25 protein-coding genes are annotated in these 26,662 nt (G+C 45.5%); all 25 read left to right on the forward strand.

Annotated features, from left to right (window positions below):
* Positions 1-3: 3 nt before the first annotated feature.
* The 25 genes from rbfA to M3636_RS24290 all read left to right on the forward strand — a co-directional run bounded on the left by rbfA (position 4) and on the right by M3636_RS24290 (position 26,622).
* Positions 4-363: a 30S ribosome-binding factor RbfA gene (gene rbfA, locus M3636_RS24170; protein WP_056700664.1), complete on the forward strand. Its 360-nt coding sequence runs from the start codon at positions 4-6 to the stop codon at positions 361-363.
* A gap of 19 nt (positions 364-382) precedes the next feature.
* Positions 383-1,360, forward strand: coding sequence for a DHH family phosphoesterase (locus M3636_RS24175; RefSeq protein WP_251384272.1), 978 nt, complete (start codon positions 383-385; stop codon positions 1,358-1,360).
* Entirely contained in the window at positions 1,354-2,277 is a 924-nt protein-coding gene (truB, locus tag M3636_RS24180; protein ID WP_128101432.1) for a tRNA pseudouridine(55) synthase TruB, read from the forward strand. Before M3636_RS24175 ends, truB begins: the two co-directional genes overlap by 7 nt.
* A gap of 67 nt (positions 2,278-2,344) precedes the next feature.
* The gene (locus M3636_RS24185) at positions 2,345-3,283 is read left to right on the forward strand and encodes a bifunctional riboflavin kinase/FAD synthetase (RefSeq protein ID WP_128101433.1); all 939 of its coding nucleotides are present in this window, start codon (positions 2,345-2,347) and stop codon (positions 3,281-3,283) included.
* 159 nt (positions 3,284-3,442) lie between these two features.
* Positions 3,443-3,712, forward strand: coding sequence for a 30S ribosomal protein S15 (rpsO, locus tag M3636_RS24190; RefSeq protein WP_128101434.1), 270 nt, complete (start codon positions 3,443-3,445; stop codon positions 3,710-3,712).
* Positions 3,713-3,988: 276 nt separating this feature from the next.
* Complete coding sequence (gene pnp / locus M3636_RS24195; protein ID WP_128101435.1) at positions 3,989-6,091, forward strand: polyribonucleotide nucleotidyltransferase; 2,103 nt, start codon at positions 3,989-3,991, stop codon at positions 6,089-6,091.
* A gap of 192 nt (positions 6,092-6,283) precedes the next feature.
* On the forward strand, positions 6,284-7,279 hold the full coding sequence (locus tag M3636_RS24200) for a polysaccharide deacetylase family protein (RefSeq protein ID WP_251384273.1): 996 nt from the start codon (positions 6,284-6,286) through the stop codon (positions 7,277-7,279).
* Positions 7,280-7,380: 101 nt separating this feature from the next.
* On the forward strand, positions 7,381-8,664 hold the full coding sequence (locus tag M3636_RS24205; RefSeq protein ID WP_251384274.1) for a M16 family metallopeptidase: 1,284 nt from the start codon (positions 7,381-7,383) through the stop codon (positions 8,662-8,664).
* Positions 8,624-9,070: a dUTP diphosphatase gene (dut, locus tag M3636_RS24210; RefSeq protein WP_251384275.1), complete on the forward strand. Its 447-nt coding sequence runs from the start codon at positions 8,624-8,626 to the stop codon at positions 9,068-9,070. The genes M3636_RS24205 and dut overlap by 41 nt, the downstream gene beginning before the upstream one ends.
* Before the next feature lie 178 nt (positions 9,071-9,248).
* Positions 9,249-10,148, forward strand: a complete 900-nt coding sequence (gene dpsA / locus M3636_RS24215; RefSeq protein WP_251384276.1) for a dipicolinate synthase subunit DpsA — start codon at positions 9,249-9,251, stop codon at positions 10,146-10,148.
* Positions 10,145-10,741 carry a dipicolinate synthase subunit B gene (locus M3636_RS24220; protein ID WP_145408808.1) on the forward strand — a complete coding sequence of 199 codons (597 nt, stop codon included), beginning with the start codon at positions 10,145-10,147 and terminating at the stop codon, positions 10,739-10,741. Before dpsA ends, M3636_RS24220 begins: the two co-directional genes overlap by 4 nt.
* Before the next feature lie 117 nt (positions 10,742-10,858).
* A complete protein-coding gene (locus M3636_RS24225) occupies positions 10,859-11,101 on the forward strand; it encodes a hypothetical protein (protein WP_251384277.1) in 243 nt (80 codons plus the stop codon).
* 59 nt (positions 11,102-11,160) lie between these two features.
* Positions 11,161-12,378, forward strand: a complete 1,218-nt coding sequence (dapG, locus tag M3636_RS24230) for an aspartate kinase (RefSeq protein WP_128101439.1) — start codon at positions 11,161-11,163, stop codon at positions 12,376-12,378.
* Positions 12,379-12,420: 42 nt separating this feature from the next.
* Positions 12,421-13,296 (forward strand): 4-hydroxy-tetrahydrodipicolinate synthase, encoded by an 876-nt coding sequence (gene dapA / locus M3636_RS24235; protein WP_128101440.1) that lies wholly within the window; start codon positions 12,421-12,423, stop codon positions 13,294-13,296.
* 489 nt (positions 13,297-13,785) lie between these two features.
* Positions 13,786-15,465 carry a ribonuclease J gene (locus M3636_RS24240; protein ID WP_056700691.1) on the forward strand — a complete coding sequence of 560 codons (1,680 nt, stop codon included), beginning with the start codon at positions 13,786-13,788 and terminating at the stop codon, positions 15,463-15,465.
* Positions 15,466-15,677: 212 nt separating this feature from the next.
* Positions 15,678-16,451 carry a ClpP family protease gene (locus M3636_RS24245; protein ID WP_285859207.1) on the forward strand — a complete coding sequence of 258 codons (774 nt, stop codon included), beginning with the start codon at positions 15,678-15,680 and terminating at the stop codon, positions 16,449-16,451.
* Entirely contained in the window at positions 16,448-16,666 is a 219-nt protein-coding gene (locus M3636_RS24250; RefSeq protein WP_128101441.1) for a YlzJ-like family protein, read from the forward strand. The genes M3636_RS24245 and M3636_RS24250 overlap by 4 nt, the downstream gene beginning before the upstream one ends.
* Before the next feature lie 102 nt (positions 16,667-16,768).
* Positions 16,769-19,495 (forward strand): FtsK/SpoIIIE family DNA translocase, encoded by a 2,727-nt coding sequence (locus tag M3636_RS24255; RefSeq protein WP_251384278.1) that lies wholly within the window; start codon positions 16,769-16,771, stop codon positions 19,493-19,495.
* Between the two features lie 192 nt (positions 19,496-19,687).
* Entirely contained in the window at positions 19,688-20,515 is an 828-nt protein-coding gene (gene sleB / locus M3636_RS24260; RefSeq protein WP_145408805.1) for a spore cortex-lytic enzyme, read from the forward strand.
* Positions 20,516-20,703: 188 nt separating this feature from the next.
* Positions 20,704-21,984: an EF-P 5-aminopentanol modification-associated protein YfmF gene (gene yfmF, locus M3636_RS24265; protein ID WP_251384279.1), complete on the forward strand. Its 1,281-nt coding sequence runs from the start codon at positions 20,704-20,706 to the stop codon at positions 21,982-21,984.
* 3 nt (positions 21,985-21,987) lie between these two features.
* Positions 21,988-23,268: an EF-P 5-aminopentanol modification-associated protein YfmH gene (yfmH, locus tag M3636_RS24270; RefSeq protein ID WP_251384280.1), complete on the forward strand. Its 1,281-nt coding sequence runs from the start codon at positions 21,988-21,990 to the stop codon at positions 23,266-23,268.
* Position 23,269: 1 nt separating this feature from the next.
* Positions 23,270-24,043 (forward strand): elongation factor P 5-aminopentanone reductase, encoded by a 774-nt coding sequence (gene ymfI, locus M3636_RS24275; RefSeq protein ID WP_128101445.1) that lies wholly within the window; start codon positions 23,270-23,272, stop codon positions 24,041-24,043.
* Between the two features lie 120 nt (positions 24,044-24,163).
* Positions 24,164-24,427, forward strand: coding sequence for a DUF3243 domain-containing protein (locus M3636_RS24280; protein ID WP_145046389.1), 264 nt, complete (start codon positions 24,164-24,166; stop codon positions 24,425-24,427).
* Between the two features lie 198 nt (positions 24,428-24,625).
* On the forward strand, positions 24,626-25,393 hold the full coding sequence (locus M3636_RS24285; RefSeq protein ID WP_056700702.1) for a DUF3388 domain-containing protein: 768 nt from the start codon (positions 24,626-24,628) through the stop codon (positions 25,391-25,393).
* A gap of 194 nt (positions 25,394-25,587) precedes the next feature.
* Positions 25,588-26,622: a helix-turn-helix domain-containing protein gene (locus tag M3636_RS24290; protein ID WP_251384281.1), complete on the forward strand. Its 1,035-nt coding sequence runs from the start codon at positions 25,588-25,590 to the stop codon at positions 26,620-26,622.
* The last annotated feature ends 40 nt before the right edge of the window (positions 26,623-26,662 follow it).

Consider the following 26,662-nt stretch of genomic DNA (forward strand, 5'->3'; position numbering starts at 1 on the left):
ACAATGGCTAAGATTCGTACAGGTAGAGTGGGCGAGCAGATCAAGAAAGAATTGAGTGTGCTCATCCAGTCAGAACTGAAAGATCCACGGATCGGTTTTATTACCGTAACGGGAGTTGAAGTAACTGGCGACTTGTCGCAAGCCAAAGTTTATCTGAGTGTCTTCGGTGAACAGGAACAGAAGGATAACTCGCTCAAAGCTCTGGAAAAAGCAAATGGATTTTTGCGTTCAGAGCTGGGCAAGCGTATCCGGTTCCGCCACGTTCCCGAGTTGATATTCAAGATCGACGAATCCATCGCTTATGGTAGCCGGATTGAGAAGCTACTTGGCGATATTGGTTCAGACAAGAACGAATCCCAGTAACAGAATAGAGGAGACGGCAATGCACACTTATGAACAGGCGCTTCAAAGCGGAAAGCAATTTCTGCTGGAGCATGATGATTACCTGGTCGTGTCGCATGTACAGCCGGACGGTGACGCAGTCAGCTCGACGGTAACGGTGGGCTGGCTGCTGTCATGTCTGGGCAAAACATTCACGATGATTAATGAAGGTGAAATTCCCGGGCGTATGCGCTTTTTATGGGGAGCAGAAGACATCGTGAACATGACCGAACAACCACCAACGCGAAAATTTAAAGCAGTCATTTGTGTAGACTGTGCTGATTTTGCAAGAGTAGGCTTGACTCGTCATTATTTTGAAGAAGATGCAGTCATTTTGAATATTGATCATCATCCCACCAATAACGCATACGGAACTGTGAACATAATAAAACCAGATGCTGCAGCAACAGCAGAGATTTTGTTTGATTTTGTGAACCTGTTTCCAGTGACGTTGGATAAAGATGCAGCGACAGCCATCTACACTGGTTTGTTAACCGATACAGGTGGGTTTCGTTATGCCAACACGAGTCCAAACGTAATGACAACAGCTTCCAAGCTGCTTGAACACGGTGTAGACGGCCCTTACCTCGCTCAGGCTTTACTTGAGCAAGTTACTTTGCCTCAAGTTCGTATTTTGAATCAGGCGCTGAACAGCCTACAAATGACGGATGATGGCAAGATTGCTTGGGTTGTTATCACGCCCGAAGATATGATTACTTGTGGTGCGGCTAATGAAGATCTTGAAGGCATTGTGAACTACCCACGTAATATTCAAGGTGTGGAAGTAGGGATCTTTTTCAAGGTCATTAATGATTCAGCCGTAAAAGTATCGCTTCGCTCTGCAGGTAAGGTTGATGTAGCTGCGCTTGCGCAGACATTTGGCGGAGGTGGCCATGTACTGGCTGCGGGTTGCCGATTAGAAGGTACGCTAGAAGACATCGTAGCTAAAGTGCTGAAGCAGGTGAATGCACAATGGTAAAACCGTTGGAAGGTATATTAGCGGTATATAAACCAGCAGGTTACACGTCGCATGATGTCGTTGCCAAACTACGGCGTATTCTGAAAATGAAGCGTATCGGACATACAGGAACATTAGATCCACAGGTTACGGGTGTTCTTCCGCTTTGTCTTGGACGTGCTACACGGGTGGTTGAGTATATGCAGGAACTGCCTAAGGAATATGTGGCTACACTACGTCTTGGTCTCTCGACAGATACAGAGGACATGACAGGTGAAGTCATTGAGCGTTCGGAAGAAGCTGTCAACGTGACGGAAGCGCAGGTACGTCTTGTGCTGGAGAAGTTTCAGGGTACGATCTCTCAGGTTCCACCGATGTATTCAGCCCTTAAAGTGGATGGCAAACGTCTGTATGAACTTGCTCGTGAAGGGAAAACGGTTGAGCGCAAAAGCCGTGAAGTGACGATCTATGAGCTTGAATTCACCGGGATGGAGACTCATGGAGACACAACGGATATCTCATTCCGTGCATTGTGTTCTAAAGGTACGTATATTCGAACGTTATGTGTGGATATTGGGCGTGAGCTAGGTTATCCTTCCACGATGGTGCAGCTCGAACGCACCATGTCGGCAGGGATTCCCGCAGATCGTTGTTTGACAATTGAAGAGGTTGAGCAGCGTATGGCAGAGAATACAATAACCGAAGCATTCATACCAGTAGACGAAGCAATTGACTTTATACCGTCACACACGGTTAATGATGAACTAGCCAAGGGAGCTCTTCAGGGTCAGAAGTTGTCTGCGCGTCTGTTAGAGCCACCTGTAGATCAACCTGGCCTTCTGCGGTTATACACCCAGGATCGGACGTTTCTGGGCATTTTTGAACGAGACGAACTTAAAGCGACAGTCAGAGCAGTCAAGGTGTTTTTGCCCGAATAACGGATCTTGAGTTTAGACTGTGTAGATGATAAGCTCTGTCTATCAAGTGAAATGCAGGTGAATGATTGTGAAAACCGTAATGCTAACATATCCGCAGACATTGACTTCTGATGAGCTGCATACACAGCCCCAAGTGCTAGCTATTGGTCAATTTGACGGACTGCATCTCGGACATGCAAGCGTCATTTTGTCAGCTGTCCGCATTGCCCGTGAAACTGGTGTGCAAGCGGCGGTAATGACCTTTCATCCTCATCCGAAGGAAGTCATGCGAAAAGGCGATTATGAAGGATATTTGACTCCATTGCGAGACAAGGAAGAAATCTTGGCGGGGCTCGGCATAGACATATTATATGTTGTTGAATTCAACGACGAATTCTCGAAATTGACTCCAGAGCAATTCGCTCATGATCTGTTGTTGCCACTTCAGACGCGTACGGCTGTTGTCGGTTTTGATTTCCGGTTTGGACATCAAGGAGCAGGCGACGAACAACTGCTTCGGTCGTTGGGTGGTAACGACATGACGGTTGAGACAGTGCCTCCTTTCTTGTTAAACGGGGATAAGGTAAGCAGTTCGCTCATTCGAGGGCTGCTCAAACGCGGGCAGATGGATGAAGCTAGTCAGTGGCTGGGTCGACCTTACAGTATCCGAGGAACCGTGATTCATGGGGAGAAGCGTGGTCGTACCATTGGTTTCCCAACGGCTAACCTTGAACTATTGGATCGTTATGTGATTCCAGCCAAAGGTGTATATGCAGTTCGAGTGCAATATGGAGAACAGATGCTGCGTGGGGTTATGAATTTAGGTGTGAAGCCGACTTTCCACGAAAGTGGGATGAAGCCTACATTTGAAGTGCATCTGCTTGATTTTGAAGGGCAGTTGTATGATCAAGAATTGAAGGTAGAGCTTGTTCACTATATTCGTGAAGAGCGTAAATTTGCCTCAATTGATGCATTGATCAGCCAGATCCGTGAGGATGCATTGACGGCTGCTCGTTTGTTATCCTAAAAAAATGAAACAAAATGTAGGTTAAGATTTACTTTAGCCTACGAACTATGATACAATGTACTACGTTGTCGATTGAGACAACAGACAACCTTAGCTTGGTTGCATGCTCTCACCGGCGGTTACGAGGCTAATGGCGATTATATGAAGGAGGTGAATAGGATGGCATTGACTCAAGAACGTAAACAACAACTGATCAGCGAGCACAAAACTCACGAGTCCGATACAGGATCTCCAGAGGTGCAAGTTGCTATCCTTACGGAAAACATCAGAAGTTTGACAGACCACTTGCGTACGCATAAGAAAGACCACCACTCACGTCGTGGACTTTTGAAAATGGTAGGTCAACGTCGTAAGCTTTTGGCTTACGTGAAAAACAAAGATGTTAAACGTTACAGCGCATTGATCGAGAAACTCGGATTGCGTCGCTAATTATCGTACATGTTTTCAAAACCAACCTGGCTGTTATCCGCCTTCCTTTTGTCTAAAAGGACAAGCGGAACTTACAGCCGGGTTGTTTTGTAGATGAACATGTTGCCATATATTTGTAGATGGGAGCTCCGCAAGGAGCTTTTGTTTTGCTAGTGGGTTTATTGCCCTGTAAATGAAATGTTGAAACCTGCCGATGCTAATGAATGTTGGACAAGCAGGAAATACTGTGAAGATGCAGAATCCATTGTGTTAGGAACGATTAAAAGGAGGGATTTCATGGAAAAGCGTGTAGAAATGCAACTTGGTGGAAGAACGCTTGTGCTTGAAACAGGTCGTTTGGCTAAACAAGCTAACGCTGCGGTTAAGGTGACGTACGGAGATACCGTTGTATTGTGTACCGTTACAGCATCCAGCGAACCAAAAGATTTAGACTTTTTCCCATTGACGGTTAACTATGAAGAGAGATTGTACGCTGTAGGTAAGATTCCAGGGGGATTCATCAAACGTGAAGGCAGACCGAGTGAAAAGGCTATTCTTTCCAGCCGTCTGACTGACCGTCCGATTCGTCCATTGTTCCCAGAAGGCTTCCGTAATGATGTTCAAGTTCTCAACATCGTTATGAGTGTTGATCAGGACTGTGAACCACAAATTGCTGCGATGATCGGTACGTCGGCTGCATTGAGCATTTCAGATGTTCCATTCAGCGGGCCAATCGGTGGTGTAAAAGTGGGACGTATTGATGGCGAGTTCATCATTAACCCAACAATTGCACAGCTTGAAGTAAGTGAGATCGAGCTTGTGGTAGCTGGAACCAAAGATGCCATTATGATGGTCGAAGCTGAAGCTAACGAAGTGCCAGAAGAAATCATGCTGGAAGCAATCATGTTTGGTCATGATGAGATCAAAAACATTGTAGCTGTGATAGAACAGCTGGTAGCAGTAGCTGGCAAAGAAAAAATGGCTGTGAAACTGCATGCAGTTAACGCTGATGTAAATAGCAGTGTTCGTGAATTTGCGAGTGCACGTCTCGTTGAAGCCGTTAAAATTGCGGAGAAGCATGCTCGTCAGGATGCAATTGATGTAGTGAATGACGAAACGGTTGCTCACTTTGAAGAGAAATACATCGAAACACCTGAACTGCTCAAAGATGTAAAAGAAGTGCTTCACGATATCGTAAAAGAAGAAGTACGTCGCCTCATTACGCATGATAAGGTTCGTCCGGATGGCCGTGGCCTGGCTGAGATTCGTCCAATTGAGTGTGACACATCCCTGTTGCCACGTACACATGGTTCTGGTCTGTTTACGCGTGGTCAAACACAAGCACTTAGCATTTGTACGCTTGGTGCGCTCGGTGATGTTCAAATTCTGGATGGTATCAGTCTGGAAGAAACTAAACGTTTCATGCACCACTACAACTTCCCACCGTTCAGCGTAGGCGAAGCTCGTCCATTGCGTGCCCCTGGTCGTCGTGAAATCGGACATGGTGCATTGGGTGAACGTGCATTGGCTAAAGTAATTCCTTCCGAAACAGACTTCCCGTACACGATTCGTCTTGTATCTGAAGTGCTTGAATCCAACGGTTCCACTTCACAAGCAAGTATCTGTGCGAGCACACTCGCGATGATGGATGCTGGTGTACCAATCAAAGCTCCAGTTGCAGGTGTCGCTATGGGTCTAATCAAAGACGGCGATCACGTTTCGATCCTGAGCGATATTCAAGGTATGGAAGATCACCTGGGCGATATGGACTTTAAAGTAGCTGGAACACCTGAAGGTGTAACTGCAATTCAAATGGACATCAAAATTGATGGTATTGATCGTCAAATTTTGTCTGAAGCATTGGCTCAAGCCAAAGAAGGTCGTATGCACATCTTGGGCAAAATGACTGAAGTAATGAAAACTCCACGTGAGCAGTTGTCACAATATGCTCCTAAAATTACGACAATGCACATTAATCCGGACAAAATCCGTGATGTTATCGGTGCAGGTGGTAAAATTATCAATAAAATCATCGAAGAAACCGGTGTTAAAATTGATATTGAACAAGATGGACGTGTCTTTATTGCTTCCTCTAATCAGGAGATGAACGATAAAGCGAAGGCAATCATCGAAGGCATCGTGCGTGAAGTACTGGTTGGCGAAATTTATGTCGGCAAAGTAAAACGTGTAGAAAAATTCGGTGCATTTGTTGAAGTTCTTCCGAATAAAGAAGGTTTGGTACACATCTCACAACTGTCAACAGAACGTGTTGCCAAAGTGGAAGATGTTGTAGCTATTGGTGATTCCATTACGGTTAAAGTAACGGAAATTGACCCACAAGGTCGCATCAACCTGTCACGTAAAGCTGTATTGACGACAGAAGCTCCGGCTCAATCTTAAGTTTACAGTTAAGTTATAAAGGTTCATTGAATGAAGAGACAGAAGGTTGTATTTCTGGCTCTTTTTTTAACGCCCGAAATAGGTTTCATCTACGGAAAACTGCAAGAAAAGTGACAGCAAGCCGTGTGTTTTATTCATATTCTTGCCCTTGTCCTCATATGATGGGGACAAAGACGGCGGGAGGATGGAGCTGTGAGAAAAAAGTCTAAAAAGCTGGCTGCAGTTCTGGCGGGTATAATCACGGTTATATTAGTCGGACAAGTAGACAGTGTTCGTACATACATCACGGAGATTCGTGATGGACCGGGAACTCAAAATGCATTTGACATGTTTAAAGAGGCTACGGGTGAAGATGCTTTGTTAACAGCTATACGGGAAAAAGCAGCTGAGACTAAAATTGCTCCAATTAATGCCAAAGTAGATCGGGTATGGAAAGCAATTCCCGGATATAATGGAACAGAGATTGATGTGGAGGCTACGTATCGAAAGGCGCTTGGAGGAAATCTGAATACCAAAATTTCGTATATTTATCGCCAAACGGAACCGGAGATTGGTCTCAAGGATCTAGGGGCACATCCGATATACCGCGGTAACCCAGAGAAGCCTATGGTTTCTTTTATGATCAATGTAGCTTGGGGGAATGAATTTATTGTCCCGATGCTCGATACACTCGATGCAGAGCAGGTAAAAGCGACTTTTTTTTTGGATGGTAGTTGGTTAAGCAAAAATGCGGAACTTGCAAAAGAGATTCAAAAACGTGGACATGAGTTATCAAACCATGCCTATTCCCACCCTAATATGAGTCAATTGAGTGCAGAACGGGCAAGGCTGGAGATCAGTAAGACGCAGGATTTATTACAAAAGACGTTGGGGGTAGAAAATCGTTGGTTTGCACCCCCATCTGGAGACTTTAATCAAAAAACGGTAGATATTGCTTCCAGCATGGGTTTGCAAACCGTGTTATGGACACTGGATACCGTGGACTGGCGTAAGCCAAGCTCAGCGTCGGTTGTAGCCAAAATTGCCAAAAACGTGGATGCTGGAACCTTAATCCTAATGCACCCAACGGCTGCTTCCTCAGGCGCGTTAAAAGGCATGATCGAATCTATTCGAGCCAAAGGACTTACCTTAGGTACGGTCACGGAAACCTTATCTTCGGAGCGAGTGAAGGCTAAGGCGGTTGAGTGAACGATGTTTTTTTGTTAATATCAAACAGTTGGAACCAAATGTCGATTTCAATTTAATTTTATTGAGATCAGGGCAATTATAGAGATGTAGGAGGGCCAACCGTGAAAAAAATTCAGCTGGGCAATGGCCTCAGGGTTGTCATGGAACAGATTCCGACCTGTCGTTCCGTGTCTTTCGGTATATGGGTCAAAACAGGTTCGCGTAATGAACAGCTTGCAAGCAACGGGGTTTCTCATTTTATTGAGCATATGTTGTTCAAGGGAACGGATCGTTACGATGCAAAAGCGATTGCGGAGCAATTTGATGCTATTGGTGGTAATGTGAATGCCTTTACTTCAAAAGAATACACTTGTTATTATGCAAAAGTATTGGACGAACATCTGCCGATTGCAGTAGACGTATTGTCTGATATGTTTTTCCGTTCCAAAATGGATGAGGGTGAACTGAGCAAGGAAAAGAATGTCATCCTTGAAGAAATATCGATGTACGAAGATACACCAGATGATATGGTGCATGATCTTATGGCACTCGCTGCTTATGGCGAGCATCCGCTGGCTTATCCAATTCTAGGTACGGAAGAACGTCTCAAGTCGATGGATTCGAGCCATCTGCGTGCATATATGAAGGAGCACTATACCATCGAAAATACCGTCATTAGTATTGCAGGCAATATTGATGACAGTGTCATTGAATTAATGGAAAAGCATTTTGGTGAGTTCGATGTGAACGGGGTTGCCGAGCAAGTGACGGAGCCTAAATTCCAGAGTGGACAGCTCTTCCACAAGAAAAAAACCGAACAGAATCATATCTGTATCTCTTTCCCAGGCTGCAAAATTGGTGATCCGCTTCAGTTCGCTATGGTTGTGCTGAACAATGCCATCGGCGGGGGAATGAGTTCTAGACTGTTCCAGGAAATTCGGGAGAAACGTGGTTTGGCTTACTCAGTCTATTCCTATCATAGCTCTCATGCGGACAGCGGGCTCTTCACAATCTATGCAGGTACTGCGCCGAAGCAGACGAAGGAAGTATTGGATCTAACAAAAGAGGTGCTTAATGACCTGGCAGTTCATGGTTTGTCCGAAGATGAACTACGCAAAGGAAAAGAGCAGCTCAAAGGAAGTCTAATCCTCAGTTTGGAGAGCACGGGCAGTCGTATGAACCGTCTCGGTAAAAACGAGCTTATGCTGGGCAGGCATCATACGTTAGATGAAATGATTGCCAAAATTGAACAAGTAACCATGGACGATATCGATGCTGTACTAAACCTGATGTTTGCTGAGCCTTTTGCTCTTGCGATGGTTGGGGCTTCGGATCGATCTATTGCTGGACTCAGAAGGGATGATTTTGTTGCATTACGTTCAAATTCAAAAGCTACCGGGCAATGAAGATATTAAGCTGCCACAAAAAATGTCGGAGCTTGCTTCCGGTTTTGATGTAGTAGCCGCATTACAGGAAGAAGTTACATTGCAACCGGGTCAACGTACACTTATTCCAACAGGTCTCGCAATGGCTATGCCTGCAGGACTTGAAGCACAGATCCGTCCACGTAGTGGACTTGCATTCAAACACGGGATTACGTGTCTGAACACACCTGGCACCATTGATGCCGACTATCGTGGAGAAGTAAAGGTGCTGCTCATTAATCTTGGGCAAGAGCCATTTACAATTGTACGTGGGGAGCGCATTGCTCAAATCGTTTTTCAAACGGTACCTGCAGTCGAGTTATCTGAAGTAAGTGAGCTTTCGGAAACGGTTCGTGGAGAAGGGGGATTTGGTCATACAGGTAAATAAATGAAGTACATATGCATTCTTGGTCGAGTCGATCGCGATGACCAGATATGCGCATGTGAACGGATAAGGAAGAGTCATCCCGATACAGTGGGATGGCTCTTTTTTTAATGTGTCTTCACCCCTATGTAGGCAACTGCATACGATAAGGCATACGTGTGGTGAAAGGAGTGACGTCCCGATGCTGACCGGTGTCCGGATAGTAGTCCTGGGCGGAGATGCGCGGCAGCTTGAAGTCATTCAAAAGTGCGCAGAGTTGGATGCGACGATAACCGTGGTTGGATTCGACAAGCTGGAGTGCTCAATTCCGGGAATTGAACTTCAGGAATTGGATGATGAAGTATTTGCTTCCGCAGATGTATTGGTTCTCCCCGTAATAGGTTGTGATGACCAGGGTAAAGTGAATACGTCATTCAGTGAGTTGCCAATCTTTTTAAAAAAGGAGCATGTTGCGGCATTGCCGGAGCATTGCATTGTCTTTACAGGCATGGCTAAACCATTCTTACGTAATGTTTGCCAAGAGAATGGCCTGCGCTTGATCGAAGTGTTGGATCGTGATGATATTGCGCTCTATAACTCTATTCCGACAGCAGAGGGTGCCATCGCTATGGCGATTCGCGAAACGGACTTCACGATCCACGGGTCGGAATGTATTGTGCTTGGTTTGGGTCGTACGGGGTTTACCATGGCCAAAACATTACAGGGACTTGGAGCAAATGTACGGGTAGGAGTTAGGCGTGAAGAGGATGTTGCTCGCGCGACAATTATGGGCTGGAAGCCTTTTATGACAACGGATTTGGCTGCTCAAACCGGGGAAGTTGACTTGCTTTTTAATACGATACCGACTATGATAATCACAGCACAAATCCTGTCCAGAATGCCGCAAAAAGCAGTCATTATCGATCTTGCATCTGCCCCTGGGGGCTGTGATTTTCGGTATGCTGAGAAACGCGGTATGAAGGCGCTTCTTGCGCCTGGCCTCCCCGGTATAGTTGCTCCCAAAACGGCTGGCGGCATTATTGCCGACGCGTTGATCCGTTTGCTTTTGGAAGAACAAAACGCACGGGAGGTTGAACAATGAACTGGCAGGGAAAAACGGTAGGTTACGCAATTACAGGGTCTCATTGTACGTTTGAAGAGGTTATGCCGGTCATTAGTCGGTTCGTAGCTGAAGGCGCAAATGTGATCCCTATTATTTCCAATTCAGTTTTAACGACGGATACACGTTTTGGAACGGCTCAGAATTGGCAGAAACAGTTGAAAGATATAACGGGTAATGATATTATTTCTACAATTGTTGAGGCGGAACCGTTAGGGCCTTCCAAATTGCTGGATGTACTCGTTATCGCTCCTTGCACAGGGAATACGACGAGTAAGCTCGCTAATGCAATGACCGATAGTCCAGTGCTAATGGCAGCCAAAGCGCAGATGCGTAATCAGCGTCCTGTCGTACTCGCTATTTCTACGAATGATGGTCTTGGTCTGAATGCGGCGAACATTGCCAAACTGCTTGTCGCTAAATACATGTATTTTGTGCCGTTTGGGCAGGATGATCCGGTGAAGAAACCTAATTCGTTAGTAGCTAAGATGGAACTGATTCCGGAAGCTTGCTGGAGTGCACTCGATGGTAAACAGCTGCAGCCGATGATTGTTGAGCGTTCTCCACAAGCTTAATGTAGTTTATTATATAATCACGGTTTGCTGTTAGATACGGTTTCGCAGAGGAACAAGTTCAAGGATAACGGTTATACGCTTGAAGAGATGCATAAGGTTCGATAGACAAAGAAAATCATGGGGGACGATCAACCAGGTGTGAACACCAGCCTGTGTCCGCGTTCCTGTCGTGTAAGGGCATTCCTGTTTGCGATGCTTAAAGGTTACCGCAAGCGGGATGCGTTCAGAGGTCTTGCATATTATGGCGGTAACAATCGTGACCCGTATGTAGATTGTCTGGTGCAAACATTCTACCAACGGGGATGCCATGTATGTCATACAGTGGGTGAAGTTATCGCATCGGGACGCTCCCTAGGTTGATCCATTTGTTGATTTGGCCCGTGTCTAGTCTTCTTGCGTACACAAATGGAGGAATAAAGATGCGCATCATGGTACAGAAATTCGGAGGCACGTCGCTATCTACCGTTCAGGCTAGAGAGCACGTGCTCCGTCATATTAAACGTGAGCTTGAAGCAGGCCTAAGTTTGGTGGTTGTTGTTTCCGCCATGGGTCGCCGAGGTGAGCCTTACGCAACAGATACATTACTGGACTGGACTGCCCAGAACGGAAATGCCATATCTGCACGTGAGAAGGATTTACTGCTGTGCTGTGGTGAAATCATATCGGCAACCACACTGAGCAGTTTGCTGGAACATGAAGGGATATCCACGACAGTGCTGACCGGAGCGCAGGCAGGGTTTGTGACGGACGACAATTTCGGGAATGCCCGGATTTTGGATGTCCGTCCTGTTCGTGTACTGGAGCAGCTTGGTCAGGGACGTGTCGTTATTGTTACAGGGTTTCAAGGGCAGACGGAGAATGGAGACTTTACTACGCTGGGTCGTGGTGGAAGTGATACATCGGCTACAGCATTGGGTGCTGCGCTACGTGCGGAGATGGTAGATATTTATACCGATGTCAATGGCATATTGACTGCCGATCCTCGAATCGTAGAGGATGCGCGTCCTTTGACTGTTGTGAGTTATGCTGAAATCTGTAATATGGCGCACCATGGTGCCAAGGTCATCCATCCTCGTGCAGTAGAGATTGCCATGCAAGCGCAAATTCCGGTGCGGGTTCGCTCTACTTTTGCCGACAGTGAAGGTACGCTGGTAACACATCCCGAAGGATTTCAGGATGTACAGACAGGCATTATTGACCGTTATGTAACAGGTATAGCCTATGTAAGTAATGTAACTCAGATTGCGGTTGAAGTTCCAGGCGGTGCGGATCGGTTACAGCTTAAGGTGTTTAAAACCATGGCTGAGAATTCGATTAGTGTCGATTTTATTAATGTGACCCCATCGGGAGTCGTATATACGGTGTTTGACAGTGATTCTGAGAAAGCGATTCAAGTTTTGCAGGAGATTGGTCTCAAACCCCAAAGTTTGTCCGGTTGTGCCAAAGTATCAGTGATCGGTGGAGGCATTAATGGTGTACCAGGGATCATGGCTAGAATTGTGGAGTCATTAACGCTAGCAGATATTCAGATTCTGCAATCCGCAGATTCCAACACCACCATATGGGTACTTGTAAAAAAAGAAGATATGGTTCAGGCATTGAGGGCGCTTCACGCCTCATTCGAACTTCATTTATAAGCTGAATTGAACCGAGCAGACCTGTTTTGAGGAGGAATCGAAGTGGACTTTGGAAGATTGATTACAGCAATGGTCACTCCGTTTAACGATCAAGGAGAGATTCATTGGGAGGAAACAGCACGACTAATTGACTATCTGATTGTAGAACAAAAGTCTGAAACACTTGTTGTTTCTGGAACGACAGGGGAGTCTCCCACGCTTAGCGATTCGGAAAAGGTACAACTTTTCGAGTTTACAGTCAAACATGCTGCTGGCCGTTGCAAAATTATCGCCGGCACGGGAAGTAACAATACGGCACATTCGATCCACCTGACGCAAGAAGCCGAACGCGTAGGTGCTGATGGTGTATTGTTGGTGGTTCCTTATTACAACAAGCCAAGTCAGGAAGGGATGTTTAAACATTTTGAGGCCATCGCAGCCTCGACTAAACTTCCGGTTATGCTCTATAACGTTCCTGGACGTACAGTAGCAAGCCTTACTGCGGCTACAACACTTCGCCTTGCTCAGATTCCAAACATTATTGCAACGAAAGAGTGTGCCTCCTTAGAGCACGTTACGTTAATCGCTGCAGGTGCTCCTGAGAATTTCAGAGTGTACACAGGAGATGATGCTTCTGGATTGCCTGCGCTTGCTGTAGGTGCCCACGGCATCGTAAGTGTAGCAAGTCATGTGATTGGTGCAGAAATGAAAACGATGATTGATTCGTTTATTGGAGGAGATCCTCTGCAAGCCGCTAAGATTCATCAGAAGCTCTTTCCAATTTTCAAAGGCCTATTTGATTGTCCGCAGCCCCTTCCTAACCCTGTAGCGGTGAAATACGCGCTGACAATGCGTGGGTTAAACGTAGGTTCAGTGCGCCTTCCGCTCATTGCTCCAACGGAAGAAGAGCAAGTGTATATTCGCGGGCTGTTTAACTAGAGCGAGTGAGTAATACTTAGGACTATTATTTTATTAATATTTTCCAAAATGTTAAATGGATCAAGAACCGTTCTTCTGCTCAATGAGAAGGCGGTTCTTTTTTTATTCCCCTATTTTAGGCTGATTCACATTCAATGTCAGAGGGAAACCTATGTATAACGACACAGTGACTTGTTTTTTTTGTTTTTAATCATGTATAATGATGTCAAGTGACTGGGTGCGGTATTTTTTTGAAATTGAAAGCGACATCGTTAGGTGATGTGGCTTTGCGGTGAAAAGGGAAGGAACGGCTAAGAAGGAATCATTTCAAAAATCCAACTTGTTGGTGAAGGGGAATAACTTCGAAGAACTTCTTCCAAATATCGTGAATAGAGGCGTTCATTAACATTGATACCTAATATTTAGGTTGAAGATGTGAGGACTGCTTTTCTTAACTTACAATAAATAATAAGGTACGACGTCCAACTACCATAGGAGGTTTAGATTCATTTGTCTAAGAAAAATAATAACGATAAACTGATGATTTTTGCACTGGGCGGCGTAGGTGAAATTGGTAAAAATATGTACGTCATCCAATATGCCAACGACATTGTTGTCGTAGATGCTGGTCTTAAATTCCCTGAAGAAGATATGCTTGGAATCGATATCGTCATTCCTGACATTTCTTATCTGACTGAAAATCGTGACAAAGTAAGAGGCATTATTTTGACTCACGGACATGAGGATCATATCGGCGGCTTGCCATATGTTCTGAAACATCTGAACGTTCCAGTATACGGAACAAAACTTACCCTCGGTCTTGTAGAGAACAAGCTGAAAGAAGCTAATCTGCTGGGTGAAACCAAACGAATTTTGATCGATGCTGATTCCGAGATTCAACTGGGTTCTGTGCTGAAAGCAACATTCTTCGCCACTAACCATAGTATTCCGGATTCTGTAGGTGTATGCGTGGAAACACCAGAAGGTGCTGTTGTTCATACAGGTGACTTCAAATTTGACCACACACCAGTCAACGGTCAATATGCGGATCTCCAACGTATGGCACAGATCGGAACGAATGGCGTACTTGCTCTCTTGTCCGACAGTACAAATGCAGAGAAGCCAGGATTCACGCCTTCGGAGAAAAATGTGGGTATCGTTCTGGAAGATATTTTCCGTAAAGCGAGTCAACGTGTTGTTGTAGCAACCTTCGCTTCGAACGTACACCGGATTCAACAGGTCATCAATGCAGCGGAAGTGACTGGACGTAAAGTTGCAGTTATCGGACGCAGTATGGTGAACGTAGTGGGGATCGCTTCTGAGCTGGGTTATCTTGAGATTCCAGATGGTATGATTATCGAACCGGAAGAAGTAGGCAAAATGGCTGCTGACCGAGTTGTGATTCTCTGCACAGGAAGCCAAGGCGAGCCAATGTCCGCTCTGACTCGGATGGCACGTTCAACGCATCGTAAAGTAGATATTCTGCCAGGTGATACTGTAATCATTGCTGCAACACCGGTTCCTGGTAATGAAAAATATGTAGGACGTACCATTGATGAATTGTTCCGTCTGGGTGCTAACGTGCATTACAGCGGTGCAAACAGTGGCGTTCACGTATCCGGTCATGGTAGTCAGGAAGAATTGAAATTGATGCTCAACCTGATGAAACCAAAATTCTTCTTGCCAATTCACGGTGAATTCCGTATGCAACGCCGACATGCAGTGCTTGCTGAATCGGTAGGCATTGATCCGGATAACATTTTTATCACGGACATCGGTGAAGTGATAGAAATTCAAGGTGGCTCTGCTCGTAGAGCAGGTAAAGTTACTGCAGGTAACGTATTGATCGATGGTCTGGGTGTAGGCGACGTCGGTAATATCGTACTTCGTGACCGCAAATTGTTATCACAGGATGGTATTCTGGTTGTTGTGGTAACGCTCAGCAAACAGGATGGCAAAATTGTATCTGGTCCTGACATTATCTCCCGTGGTTTTGTATACGTTCGGGAATCTGAAGGACTGCTTGATGAAGCGAATCGCATTGTAAGTAGCACATTGCAGAAGCTAATGAGTGAGAACGTAAACGAATGGGCTTCGCTCAAAACAAATGTCAAAGATGCACTGGGACGCTTCTTGTATGAGCAAACTCGTCGTAGACCGATGATTTTGCCAATCATCATGGAAGTTTAAACGTACAAACAAACATATATTCAGGCACACAGTCGCCTCTTCTCTACGAGTAATATTGGACGGTTCCTCGTAGAGAAGGGGCTTTTTTTGTGTTGGGTACATTCTTTTTGCAACGTGATATACCTATTTGAATGCAAGGAGGGTATAAGGAGGCTGGAAAATTCCCCATACTAAGGAATACATCAAATGTACTGGAGAAGGGGAATAGCCTAATGAATAATGAAATGAACGACAGACAGATGCCTAAAGCGAATCAACCTGAGACAGAGCTACCAGAAACACCTGAAAAAGAAGAAAAGGGCATGGCGCCTGTCACGGAGGCCATCCAGCAATTTGGACAAACACAGTCACCTGCAGGTGAATCCAATATTTTTTGCATGACCATTATTGGTCAGGTGGAAGGGCATCTGATTTTGCCTCCACAAAACAAAACGACAAAATATGAACATATTATTCCCCAGTTGGTTGCGGCTGAGCAAAACCCACGTATTGAGGGGATATTGATTATTTTGAATACAGTAGGAGGCGACGTTGAAGCGGGTCTGGCCATCGCCGAAATGATTGCTTCTCTGAGCAAGCCGACGGTTACGGTCGTGATTGGAGGAGGTCACAGTATCGGCGTTCCTATTGCGGTAGCCTCAACTTATTCGTTAATTGCAGGAAGTGCAACGATGACCATTCATCCGATCCGTATGAACGGACTAGTCATTGGAGTGCCTCAGACGTTTGAATACATGGAGAAGATGCAAGAACGGGTCGTACGTTTCGTCACCACACACTCCAATATTTCAGAGGAAATGTTCAAGGAACTGATGTTTAAGACAGGTGAGCTTAATCGAGATATTGGAACTGCGGTAGGCAGTGCGGATGCTGTTAAATATGGGTTAATGGATGCTGTTGGTGGAATTGGACAAGCCATTGCTCAATTGAATCAATTGATTGGGGACAAAAAACAAACGATGCAGGTAGGAGGTTATACGCAATGACGATGTACACCGTAATGCCTCCTGAACAGCTCTGGTCTGGAATGTGGCAAGAGGCTGAGGATACACGAGAGGTCAAGGTAAACGGCCTGTTGATGCAGGTTAGGCCTGTCAGTGAGACAGAGGCTGTCATTATTCGTTTGCTTGATTGCCCGCTCGAAGCGTATTTGGATGCTTCCAATACTCCTGGATCCAGGGTGCCACTTTCCGGTAACTAGGAATTAACATAACGCGACGAAATAAGACAAATAGAGCAAGAAAAGAACATATGTACGGATTATATTTGTATGGTATAATATTCTTCTGGGGGTGACCTGATTTTGGCCAGAAGAAAAAAGAAGAAGAAAAAGGCTGCTGCGTTTGGTGGCGTTTTAAAATATGAAATTTACGGGATTGTCCTGATTACCCTTGCAGTCATTGCACTGTCGGGTGAGGCAACAGTAGGACGTTCCCTGTCCAAGATGTTTGGACTAATGCTGGGCAAATTTTATTTTATAATTCCACTGATCGGGATTTATTACGGATTAATGGTAATGATTCACCGGAAGTGGCCGAGTGGTTGGACTACGCGCAAGACGGGACTAGTACTTCTAGTGTTCGCGTTAACCTTAATGAGTACAGTCTCCGCGATGCACCAGAAGCTAATTCCCGTTGGGGCGCTTGAACCGGGTGCGGTAATTACGCAGGTACATAATGATATGCAGACTGAGTTGCTTCAGCCTGCACCAGGCGAACGAGAATCGATGCTGGGCAAGGATATTAGTGGCGGATACCTTGGCGCAGGTCAGTTTGCTCTTTTCCTATGGTTGTTTGGCAGTTTAGGAGCACGTCTAATTATGATTGTCATGTTTATTATCAGCTTTATGCTGATTACGAATCTTTCCTACGTTGATCTGATTCGCATCTTTAGGACGAAGGTGTGGGACGCAGGCACTACGATGTACAAAAAGTTTGAATCCAGACCTGCAAGAGTTGCTACGGCAGGTAAAAAATCGGGAAACAAACGTAAAGTAGTACCTGTCCCGGCAGATACTTATGAAGATGATGAAGATGACGATCTAGAAGATACACAGCTTCCTAAACGCAAGACGCCAATATTCCTCCAATTGTTCGGGAAATGGGGGGCAGATCGTGAACAGACGGATGCTGAACCGAGCAAGCATCATGATGGTGTATCTGCTTCAGAACAGGTTTTGTATCGAGCGCCTCAAGAGGATGTAGAAGAAACATGGCGTGAAGCATCCGGCTCTACGTCGGAGTCAACACCTACACCAGCGGGAGCAGTACCATCTAGAGCTAGTTCTGCTCCCATCATCCGTGATTTCTTCGAACATGTCCGTTCAGAGGATACAAGCAAGGATGATGATCTGGATGATGCATATCCATTCCCAGCGGATATCAGTGATCCTGGTATTGAAGGTGATCATGCCATTAAGATCAGGGATGAATCACTTGGTTCTGATGAAGAATGGTCTGTACCTGAGGGAGGTGCTGGGCAGGCTCATGCTGGTGATAACGATCTAGCTGCTGGAGCTGCGGAGAACGACTCTACACCGCTTGATCCCACATCAGGTATTGGAAACGAAGAAGTACAGCCTACTCAGCCACCACCACCGCCACCGAAGCCTTATAAATTACCTTCGTTCCGTCTTCTCTCTAAGCCAAGCAATAACGGCAAGGGTGGGGATCAGAAGGATTATATGCAGACAGCACGTAAGCTGGAGGCAACTTTGGAAAGCTTCGGAGTTCGGGCTAAGGTTCTTGAAGTCGTCCGGGGACCTGCGGTGACGAGGTATGAGATTCAACCTGATATCGGTGTGAAGGTCAGTAGAATTGTGAGTTTGACAGACGATATTGCACTAGCTCTGGCAGCTAAGGACATTCGTATGGAAGCACCGATTCCGGGTAAATCTGCTATTGGTATTGAAGTGCCTAATGGAGAAGTTTCTATGGTGACCATGAGAGAAGTTATGGAGACGGCAACCTTCCAGGATGCTGAATCGAAAGTGACAATTGCTTTTGGACGCGATATCTCTGGTCAGACCATTATAGGTAATTTGGCTCGGATGCCCCATTTGCTTGTTGCTGGTGCTACAGGTTCGGGTAAATCGGTATGTATTAACGGCATTATCACGAGCATTCTGTACAAAGCCAAGCCAGATGAAGTGAAGTTTCTGATGGTCGATCCCAAAATGGTCGAGCTGAACGTATACAACGGTATTCCGCATCTCATGGCTCCTGTTGTAACAGATCCCAAACGGGCGTCGCTTGCTTTGAAAAAAATTGTAGTTGAGATGGAGAAGCGATATGAACTGTTCTCTAAATCGGGTACTCGTAATGTAGAAGGTTATAACAACTTGATGAAGGATAATCCAGCAGCATTTTTACCTTACATCGTCGTTATCGTAGATGAGCTTGCAGACCTTATGATGGTCGCAGCGGGTGATGTAGAGGATGCGATTGCTCGATTGGCTCAGATGGCACGTGCTGCGGGTATTCATTTGATCATCGCAACCCAGCGTCCTTCCGTTGACGTAATTACAGGGGTAATCAAAGCAAACATTCCGTCACGTATTGCCTTCGGCGTGTCTTCTCAAGTCGATTCACGAACAATCCTGGATATGGGTGGTGCGGAGAAGCTGTTAGGACGTGGAGATATGTTGTTCATGCCTATGGGAGCTTCCAAGCCAGTACGGGTACAAGGTGCGTTTATGAGCGACGAGGAAGTTGAGAACATTGTAAATTATGTACGTGGCCAAGGCGAAGCTCAATATGATGAATCGCTCGTGCCTGAGGTGGATGACTCGGTTCAGGCAGCGGACGAAGTACAGGACGAGCTGTATGAGCAGGCTGTACAGATTATATTGGAGGCTAAACAGGCCTCGGTCTCTCTATTGCAACGCCGAATGCGGGTTGGATATACCCGAGCTGCACGTTTGATTGATTCCATGGAAGCCCGAGGTGTAATCGGCCCTTATGAAGGCAGTAAGCCAAGGGAAGTATTAATTTCACTGGAGCAGTACCAGCAAAATAAAATAAGCTCGTAGCGTTATAGGCTATAACAGGCGATAGACGAAACCCTTAATCGGTATGATTGAGGGTTTTTATATGTTCATTTGTTTGATGCGTTGGCATCTTGTCCAATCCTCGGGAGAATTGGTGCATAGGAAACAGGCAGGCTTGTCATAATAAGCTTAGCGATTCTGTTAATCCCACAAGAGAAAGGTAGAGCACAATCGATGCGAAAAATGAACATATGGCTTTTCACTGCTATTTTGCTGATGTCCGCATTGGGAATTCGTTATTTGCTCCCTCACAATGCTGCAACTGAAAGTACTAGCCCAAGTAAGCCCCAGACTGAAGAGGCGGCTATGCCCACCTTTAGTACCAATGCTGTCAAGTATGGGAGCTATGGTCAGGATGTATATGAGTTACAAGGCAGGTTGAAGTATCTAGGATTCTACAACGGTAAAATTGACAGTAACTTTGGAAGTAGCACGCTAAAATCCGTGAAGTGGTTTCAGTCCGAGTTCGGCATGAAGGCAGATGGGGTCGTTGGTGCTAAGACCAAATTGAAACTGTACAATGCAACGAAGAAGTGGTCACCAACCGAGCCTCCTTTGCATAAGCAACCCGCTGGAAATAATCAAGGCAATACGGATTCAGCTAATCAAGAACAGAATGATATGGGTTCAGCCAACACGATGGGACTTTCCGAGAATGAGCTTAAAATTATGGCGAATGCCGTATATGGAGAAGCGCGGGGTGAACCATTTGAAGGTCAAGTGGCTGTAGCAGCAGTTATTTTGAATCGCGTGAACTCCCCGAGCTTTCCTAGTACACCGTCAGGGGTTATCTTCCAACCTGGTGCGTTTACCGCGGTAGCGGATGGTCAGATTTATTTGGAGCCTAATGCGCAAGCGCGTAAGGCTGTTGAACAAGCGATGAATGGTTGGGACCCATCGGGTGGATGTCTGTACTATTTTAATCCGAAGACAGCTACATCGAAGTGGATCTGGACTCGCCCTCAGGTGAAAACAATCGGTCAGCACATCTTCTGTATGTGATGATCTTAGAAAGAACGTCCATAATTATGGACGTTTTGAACGATCTCAAGAAGCAACCAGAAGGCGTGTCTTTGGTTGCTTCTTGGCTTTTGAATGGGTTAAAATGGTTGATACGCTTATGGTTTGCTACACTCAGCATCACAACTCAATCGTGCATAACAAATGACGCCGTAAAGGGGTTTTGACAGTTGAATACATCAGGCTTTGAACGAGGAAGTCAGAAACAATTCCGTATACATGTACTGCCTACGAAACGTTTCAAGACATTCGCGATATCGCTTTACGCCGGGGTTCCTTTACAAGAAGAGACGGTCACAAAGGTCGCTTTGACCCCCTTTGTCCTTCGTAGGGGAACAGAATCATATCCTGAAACAACGCAGTTTCGTGAACAGCTGGAGCATTTGTATGGTGCTGGATTTGGGTTTGACGTATATAAACGCGGAGACTATCAGATTGTACAATTTCGAATGGATACCATTAATGACTCATTTGTAGGTGGAGATGAGCAGCTTCTGGATCGTTCTTTTGCTTTTCTAGGGGAAGTGCTCACTCGCCCGGCTCAGGAGAATGGGCATTTCAGGTCGTCATATGTACAAGCTGAGCGTGAAACAGTGCGCAAAAAGCTGGAATCCATCGTGAATGATAAAATGCGTTATGCCGCAGAGCGGAGCATTGAGGAGATGTGTAAACATGAGCCTTACCGTCTGCATCCACTAGGTGAACGTAAAGACCTTTCTACTATTGAACCTCAGGGTCTGACAAATTCATATCAAGCGTGGTTGCAGGATGCAAGTATGGATCTATATGTGGTCGGAGATACAACGCTGGAAGAAGTGGAGAACCTGGTTGAGCGACACTTTAATGTGGAACGAGCAACGTCTGCTGACTATCATGCACAAGAGGCTACTCTAGGAGATAATGAAGTCAACACAGTAGTAGAACGCATGAGCGTCAGTCAAGGTAAACTGAATATGGGACTACGGACATCGATTACGTACAGAGACCCTGAATATGCATCTGCATTGCTGTACAACGGTATTTTGGGCGGGTATCCCCATTCAAAATTGTTCGTTAATGTTCGTGAAAAAGAAAGTTTAGCTTATTACGCTTCTTCTCGTTATGACGGTCATAAGGGGATCGCGACCATTCAATCAGGGATTGAAATTCCCAATTACGAGAAGGCTGTGACCATTATTAAACAGCAGTTAGAAGAGATGAGAAGTGGAACGATCACGGATCTGGAAATGTCGCAGACTAAAGCGATGATTCGCAATCTTTTGAAAGAAATGCAGGATTCTGCATACGAGATGATCGCCTATGATTTTAATCGCCAATTGTCTGGCAAGGATCGTACAGTTGAAGAGCTACTGAGCCAGGTGGAGTCCATTAGCAAAGTTGATGTTCAACAAGCAGCAGAGAAGTTCCGTCTGGATACGATTTATTTCTTGCGTGATGAGAAGGAGGAATAACCGGTGGAAAGCATAAGATATGAATATTTGCAGGAAACGCTGTATTACGAAGTCATGGAAAATGGACTGCATGTCTATATACTGCCTAAGCCGGGATTCCAGAAAACGTATGCTACGTTTGCTACGAAATATGGATCGGTCGATAACCATTTCCGGGTTGAGGGACAAGAAGAGGTGAAGGTGCCTGATGGCATTGCACACTTTTTGGAACACAAAATGTTTGAAGAACCGACGGGGGATATCTTCGCCACATTTGCGTCTAATGGTGCTTCGGCAAACGCATTTACGAGCTTCGATCAGACGGTTTATTTGTTTTCTGCCACAGAGCATATTAACGAAAATATACAAACATTAATCAATTTTGTGCAAAATCCTTATTTTACAGATCAAAATGTAGATAAGGAAAAAGGAATTATCGGCCAAGAAATTAATATGTATTCCGATAATCCCGATTGGCGTGTTTACTTTGGCTTGATTGAAGCTATGTATCAAAAACATCCTGTGCATATCGACATTGCAGGTACCGTTGAATCCATAAGCGGAATCACGAAGGAAACGTTATACAACTGTTACCATTCTTTCTACCATCCGAGTAATATGCTTTTGTTCGTCGTTGGTGGAGTAGACCCCGAAGAAGTGATGGAACTAGTTCGTACGAACCAAGCGGAGAAAAACTTTGAGTCCCAGGGACAGATTGAGCGCTTGTTCGACGATGAACCAGAGCAAGTAGGGGAGGCCAGACGAGAAGCTAAGCTTGCTGTATCCTTGCCTAAATGTCTCTTCGGTTTCAAGGAAACAGAGGTTGGATTCACTGGTGAAGAGCTGCTGCGTCGAGACATGACTACCAAATTAATGATGGATCTACTCTTTGGCTCCAGTACGCCACTGTTCCAGAAGCTATATGATGAGGATTTGATCTCGGATAGTTTTGGATTTGAATACAACAGCTCGCCACAGTATGCTTTCTCGGCCATTGGTGGTGACACCAGAGATCCAGATCTGCTGCTCGCTCGAATCCGTCAAGAGGTTGATGCCATCGTGGCAAAGGGGTTTGAGCAATCTGATTTTGAACGGGCTCGCAAAAAGAAAATAGGTGGATATCTGCGGATGCTGAATTCCCCAGAGAACATTGCACATGAGTTTACGCGTCAACAATTCCGTGGAGGGGACTTTTTCAACATGTTACCGATGTATGAATCCCTTACCTTGGAAGAGGTAAATGGCAGATTAAAAGAACATATTCGTTGGGATCAACTAGCGATATCGCTTGTCGTGAGTCCTTAACATGGAGAGGGGAACAGGACAAATGTTGAAGCCGATTGGAGAAATGACGGTGCTGGTTACTGGTGCAAGTGGAGGTATTGGAGCAGCCATTGCCGAGCGCTTTGCACGTGTAGGTATGAACGTGGTGATTCACTATATGAAATCACATGAAGCAGCCAATGAAGCGGCCAGAAGATGTATGGAGCAAGGCAGTGGCAAGGTAATGACAGTATCTGCAGATCTTCGTAGCCGGGAACAGATTGGACGTATGCGGGAGAAGCTTGAAAGTCATGGGCTAATGCCTGATATTTTGGTTAACAATGCGGGGATATCCCACTATGGAATGCTTGCAGATGTTACGGAAGAAATATGGGATGAAGTGATGGCAATCAATCTGAAAGGTACGTTTATGTGTACGCAGGAATTGATGCCACATATGATCTCGCAACGGTATGGACGAATCATTAACGTGTCATCTATATGGGGATTGTCAGGCGCATCCTGTGAGGTGTTGTATTCCACGACTAAAGGAGGCTTAAACGCCTTTACCAAGGCGTTAGCGAAAGAGCTTGCACCTTCAGGAGTGACTGTAAATGCAGTAGCTCCAGGGGCAGTTCAGACATCGATGTTGGACCATCTAGATCAAAGTGAGTTGAAAATGCTGGAAGAGGAAATTCCTGCTGGCAGACTTGCTCAGCCTGATGAGATTTCGTCTCTGGTTTATTTCCTTGCCTTACCTGAGTCAGGATATATTAACGGTCAGATTATTAGTCCTAACGGAGGTTGGCTTACGTAATCTGCTCGGATTAGAGCTCAAGTATTGCTTGGAGGATTTACCCTGTATATAAAATGTTCGGGAAGCACATATTACAACTGTTGATTTTAAATCTCATGCGTCAGCTAAGGAGGATTTATCATGTCAACAGAAAAAACAGTGGTCTCTAACTTTGACACTTGGAAGAAGTTTTTGGGTGATCGCGTACTGCAAGCAGAGAAGATGGGGATGAGTGAAGACACCATTAACAAACTTGCCTACGAGATCGGTGACTTTCTGGATGAGAAAGTCGACCCGGCGAACCATTCCAACCGGGCATTGAAGGAACTATGGGATGTCGGCGATGCAGATGAGCGTCGTACGATCGCGTGCCTGATGGTCAAACTGGCCAAACAAAACGCATAAGTTTCACAGATGGAGAGCTCCCGCAAGGGGGCTTTTCTCTAATGATTACAGACTGATTACAGACCTGTTCTTGTAATTCATTTTCATTTTATATATCATTAACGTGACCCATTTTTAGAAGATGACTCAGATTGCTGTCTTAAGGACGCGTTCTGTTGCTGTCGAATAATGTGGAATAATGCATTACGGGGTGTTCAAATGGAATCTAAACAATGGTATATGGAATATAAAATACATAAGAACAGACCCGGCCTGTTGGGGGATATTGCCTCCATGCTGGGGATGCTTGAAGTGAATATATTGACCATTAATGGTGTTGAGGGCAAAACTCGTGGTATGCTTCTTGAATCGGATGATGATGAGAAGATTCGTCTATTAGGCGAGATGCTCGCTAAAGTTAACAGCATTACCGTGTCAGCTTTGCGCCAACCGAAGCTAGTTGATATACTGGCTGTTCGTCATGGTCGATATATCGACCGTGATTCGGATGATCGCAAAACATTTCGTTTTACTCGCGATGAACTTGGGTTACTGGTGGACTTTTTGGGTGAAGTATTTAAGAGGGAAGGTAATCAGGTTATCGGGTTACGCGGTATGCCGCGTGTAGGTAAAACGGAATCCATTATTGCGGGTAGTGTGTGTGCGATGAAACGATGGACGTTTGTTTCGTCGACCCTTCTTCGTCAGACCATAAGGAGTCAACTATCCGAGGATGAAATGAACCCAAACAATGTATTTATCATCGATGGCATTGTTAGTACGATTCGTTCGAGTGAACGACACTATAACTTGTTACAGGATATCATGACGATGCCAAGCACCAAGGTTATTGAGCATCCAGATATTTTTGTACAGGAATCCGAGTATGATTATAATGATTTTGACATTATCATCGAGCTTCGGAACAATCCAGGCGAAGAAATTATTTATGATACGTTTACGGCCAGCTACACCGATGAACTGTAAGGCTGCGTGAAAGATCATGAAATAGATTAGCACCAACTAGAGCATTTTGCACAATCCGAAAGATCAACTATCAAACCAATGGGATTTAGGCGGGACTCCGTTTCCCGTCTAGATCTTGTACCCTTGAGCATGTGGGATCGAATGATGCAAAATGCTGACTACAGAGAAAAAGAAAAACTGAAGGAGGAGATGGCATGTCTGAACTGGGTCAGCAGTTGAGAGAGGCCCGGCTGCAAAAAGGGATGAGTCTTGACGACGTACAGGAAATGACTAAAATTCGCAAAAGGTACTTGGAGGCAATAGAAGCAGGGGATTATAAGGTGCTTCCTGGTAGCTTCTATGTGCGTGCGTTCATTAAAACCTATGCGGAAACGGTTGGACTGAACCCTGATGAGCTGTTAGAGGGTCACAAAAAGGATGTACCGGCAGAGGAAACTGAAGCGACAATGGAGCCTGTTATTCAGAAGCGTTCCAGTCGTCCGGTCGAGCGGAACAATCGTTGGATGTCAGTTGCTCTTATGTGGACATTCCCGTTATTAATCGTTGTATTGCTCTATGCCTTTTGGTCTTCGAACAAGGGTGGGGATGAAACTCCAAGTCTGGATGATACAAAGATTACGGATAGTCAGCAACAACCTGATGATAAGCCAGATCAGCCTGCGGATAACGGACAGGCGGCTAATCCGCCATCTACGGAAACAGGTGGGGATGAAGGTGCTGCTGGTGGTAACGGTGGAGGTCAGGAAGGTGCCGGGGAGACAGGTGAACAAACCGATAATTCTGAAGGCCAAACGCCAGGCGACACGGAGGAGGAGCCTACTACTCCACCTACAGGGGTAGCTGTGACTGAGGATGGCAAATCAGGCAATATTACGAACTTCAAAGTAAGTGGAAGTGCAGGACAGCCTGTGACTGTAACGATTAATGCTACAGGCGAGAGCTGGCTTGAGGTATATAAAGGTGAAAATTCCAGTGGCGAAAAATTGCAGTTCGGTATGACTGCGGATGGTAATTCATTTACGTTTAATTTGGATGGCACAGGTCTTTACATTAAATCTGGTCGTGCCTCTGCGACGACGATTGAGGTAGGCGGACAGGTGGTAACTGACGGTAAAGCCACGAATCGGATCCGTTTGCAGCTTGGGGATGACAGTGCTGCAACCACAACGACGGATAGCGTAGGCGCTACATCAACGGATGAAAGCGAAGGTACAGCCACTGGCGAATAACCGAAGTCACTGCGGGGGACACTAACGTTGTCTTAACTTG

The sequence above is a fragment of the Paenibacillus sp. MER 99-2 genome (assembly GCF_023714095.1).
Classification (GTDB): Bacteria; Bacillota; Bacilli; order Paenibacillales; family Paenibacillaceae; genus Paenibacillus.

Bases quoted from the DNA above. Each gene is read 5' to 3' on its own strand.
- M3636_RS24225 (WP_251384277.1), top strand. From the start codon at position 10,859: ATGGGGGACGATCAACCAGGTGTGAACACCAGCCTGTGTCCGCGTTCC.
- dapG (WP_128101439.1), top strand. From the start codon at position 11,161: ATGCGCATCATGGTACAGAAATTCGGAGGCACGTCGCTATCTACCGTT.
- truB (WP_128101432.1), top strand. From the start codon at position 1,354: ATGGTAAAACCGTTGGAAGGTATATTAGCGGTATATAAACCAGCAGGT.
- rbfA (WP_056700664.1), top strand. From the start codon at position 4: ATGGCTAAGATTCGTACAGGTAGAGTGGGCGAGCAGATCAAGAAAGAA.
- rpsO (WP_128101434.1), top strand. From the start codon at position 3,443: ATGGCATTGACTCAAGAACGTAAACAACAACTGATCAGCGAGCACAAA.
- ymfI (WP_128101445.1), top strand. From the start codon at position 23,270: ATGGAGAGGGGAACAGGACAAATGTTGAAGCCGATTGGAGAAATGACG.
- M3636_RS24280 (WP_145046389.1), top strand. From the start codon at position 24,164: ATGTCAACAGAAAAAACAGTGGTCTCTAACTTTGACACTTGGAAGAAG.
- M3636_RS24290 (WP_251384281.1), top strand. From the start codon at position 25,588: ATGTCTGAACTGGGTCAGCAGTTGAGAGAGGCCCGGCTGCAAAAAGGG.
- M3636_RS24245 (WP_285859207.1), top strand. From the start codon at position 15,678: ATGAATAATGAAATGAACGACAGACAGATGCCTAAAGCGAATCAACCT.
- M3636_RS24285 (WP_056700702.1), top strand. From the start codon at position 24,626: ATGGAATCTAAACAATGGTATATGGAATATAAAATACATAAGAACAGA.
- M3636_RS24175 (WP_251384272.1), top strand. From the start codon at position 383: ATGCACACTTATGAACAGGCGCTTCAAAGCGGAAAGCAATTTCTGCTG.
- M3636_RS24220 (WP_145408808.1), top strand. From the start codon at position 10,145: ATGAACTGGCAGGGAAAAACGGTAGGTTACGCAATTACAGGGTCTCAT.
- sleB (WP_145408805.1), top strand. From the start codon at position 19,688: ATGCGAAAAATGAACATATGGCTTTTCACTGCTATTTTGCTGATGTCC.
- pnp (WP_128101435.1), top strand. From the start codon at position 3,989: ATGGAAAAGCGTGTAGAAATGCAACTTGGTGGAAGAACGCTTGTGCTT.
- dpsA (WP_251384276.1), top strand. From the start codon at position 9,249: ATGCTGACCGGTGTCCGGATAGTAGTCCTGGGCGGAGATGCGCGGCAG.
- M3636_RS24250 (WP_128101441.1), top strand. From the start codon at position 16,448: ATGACGATGTACACCGTAATGCCTCCTGAACAGCTCTGGTCTGGAATG.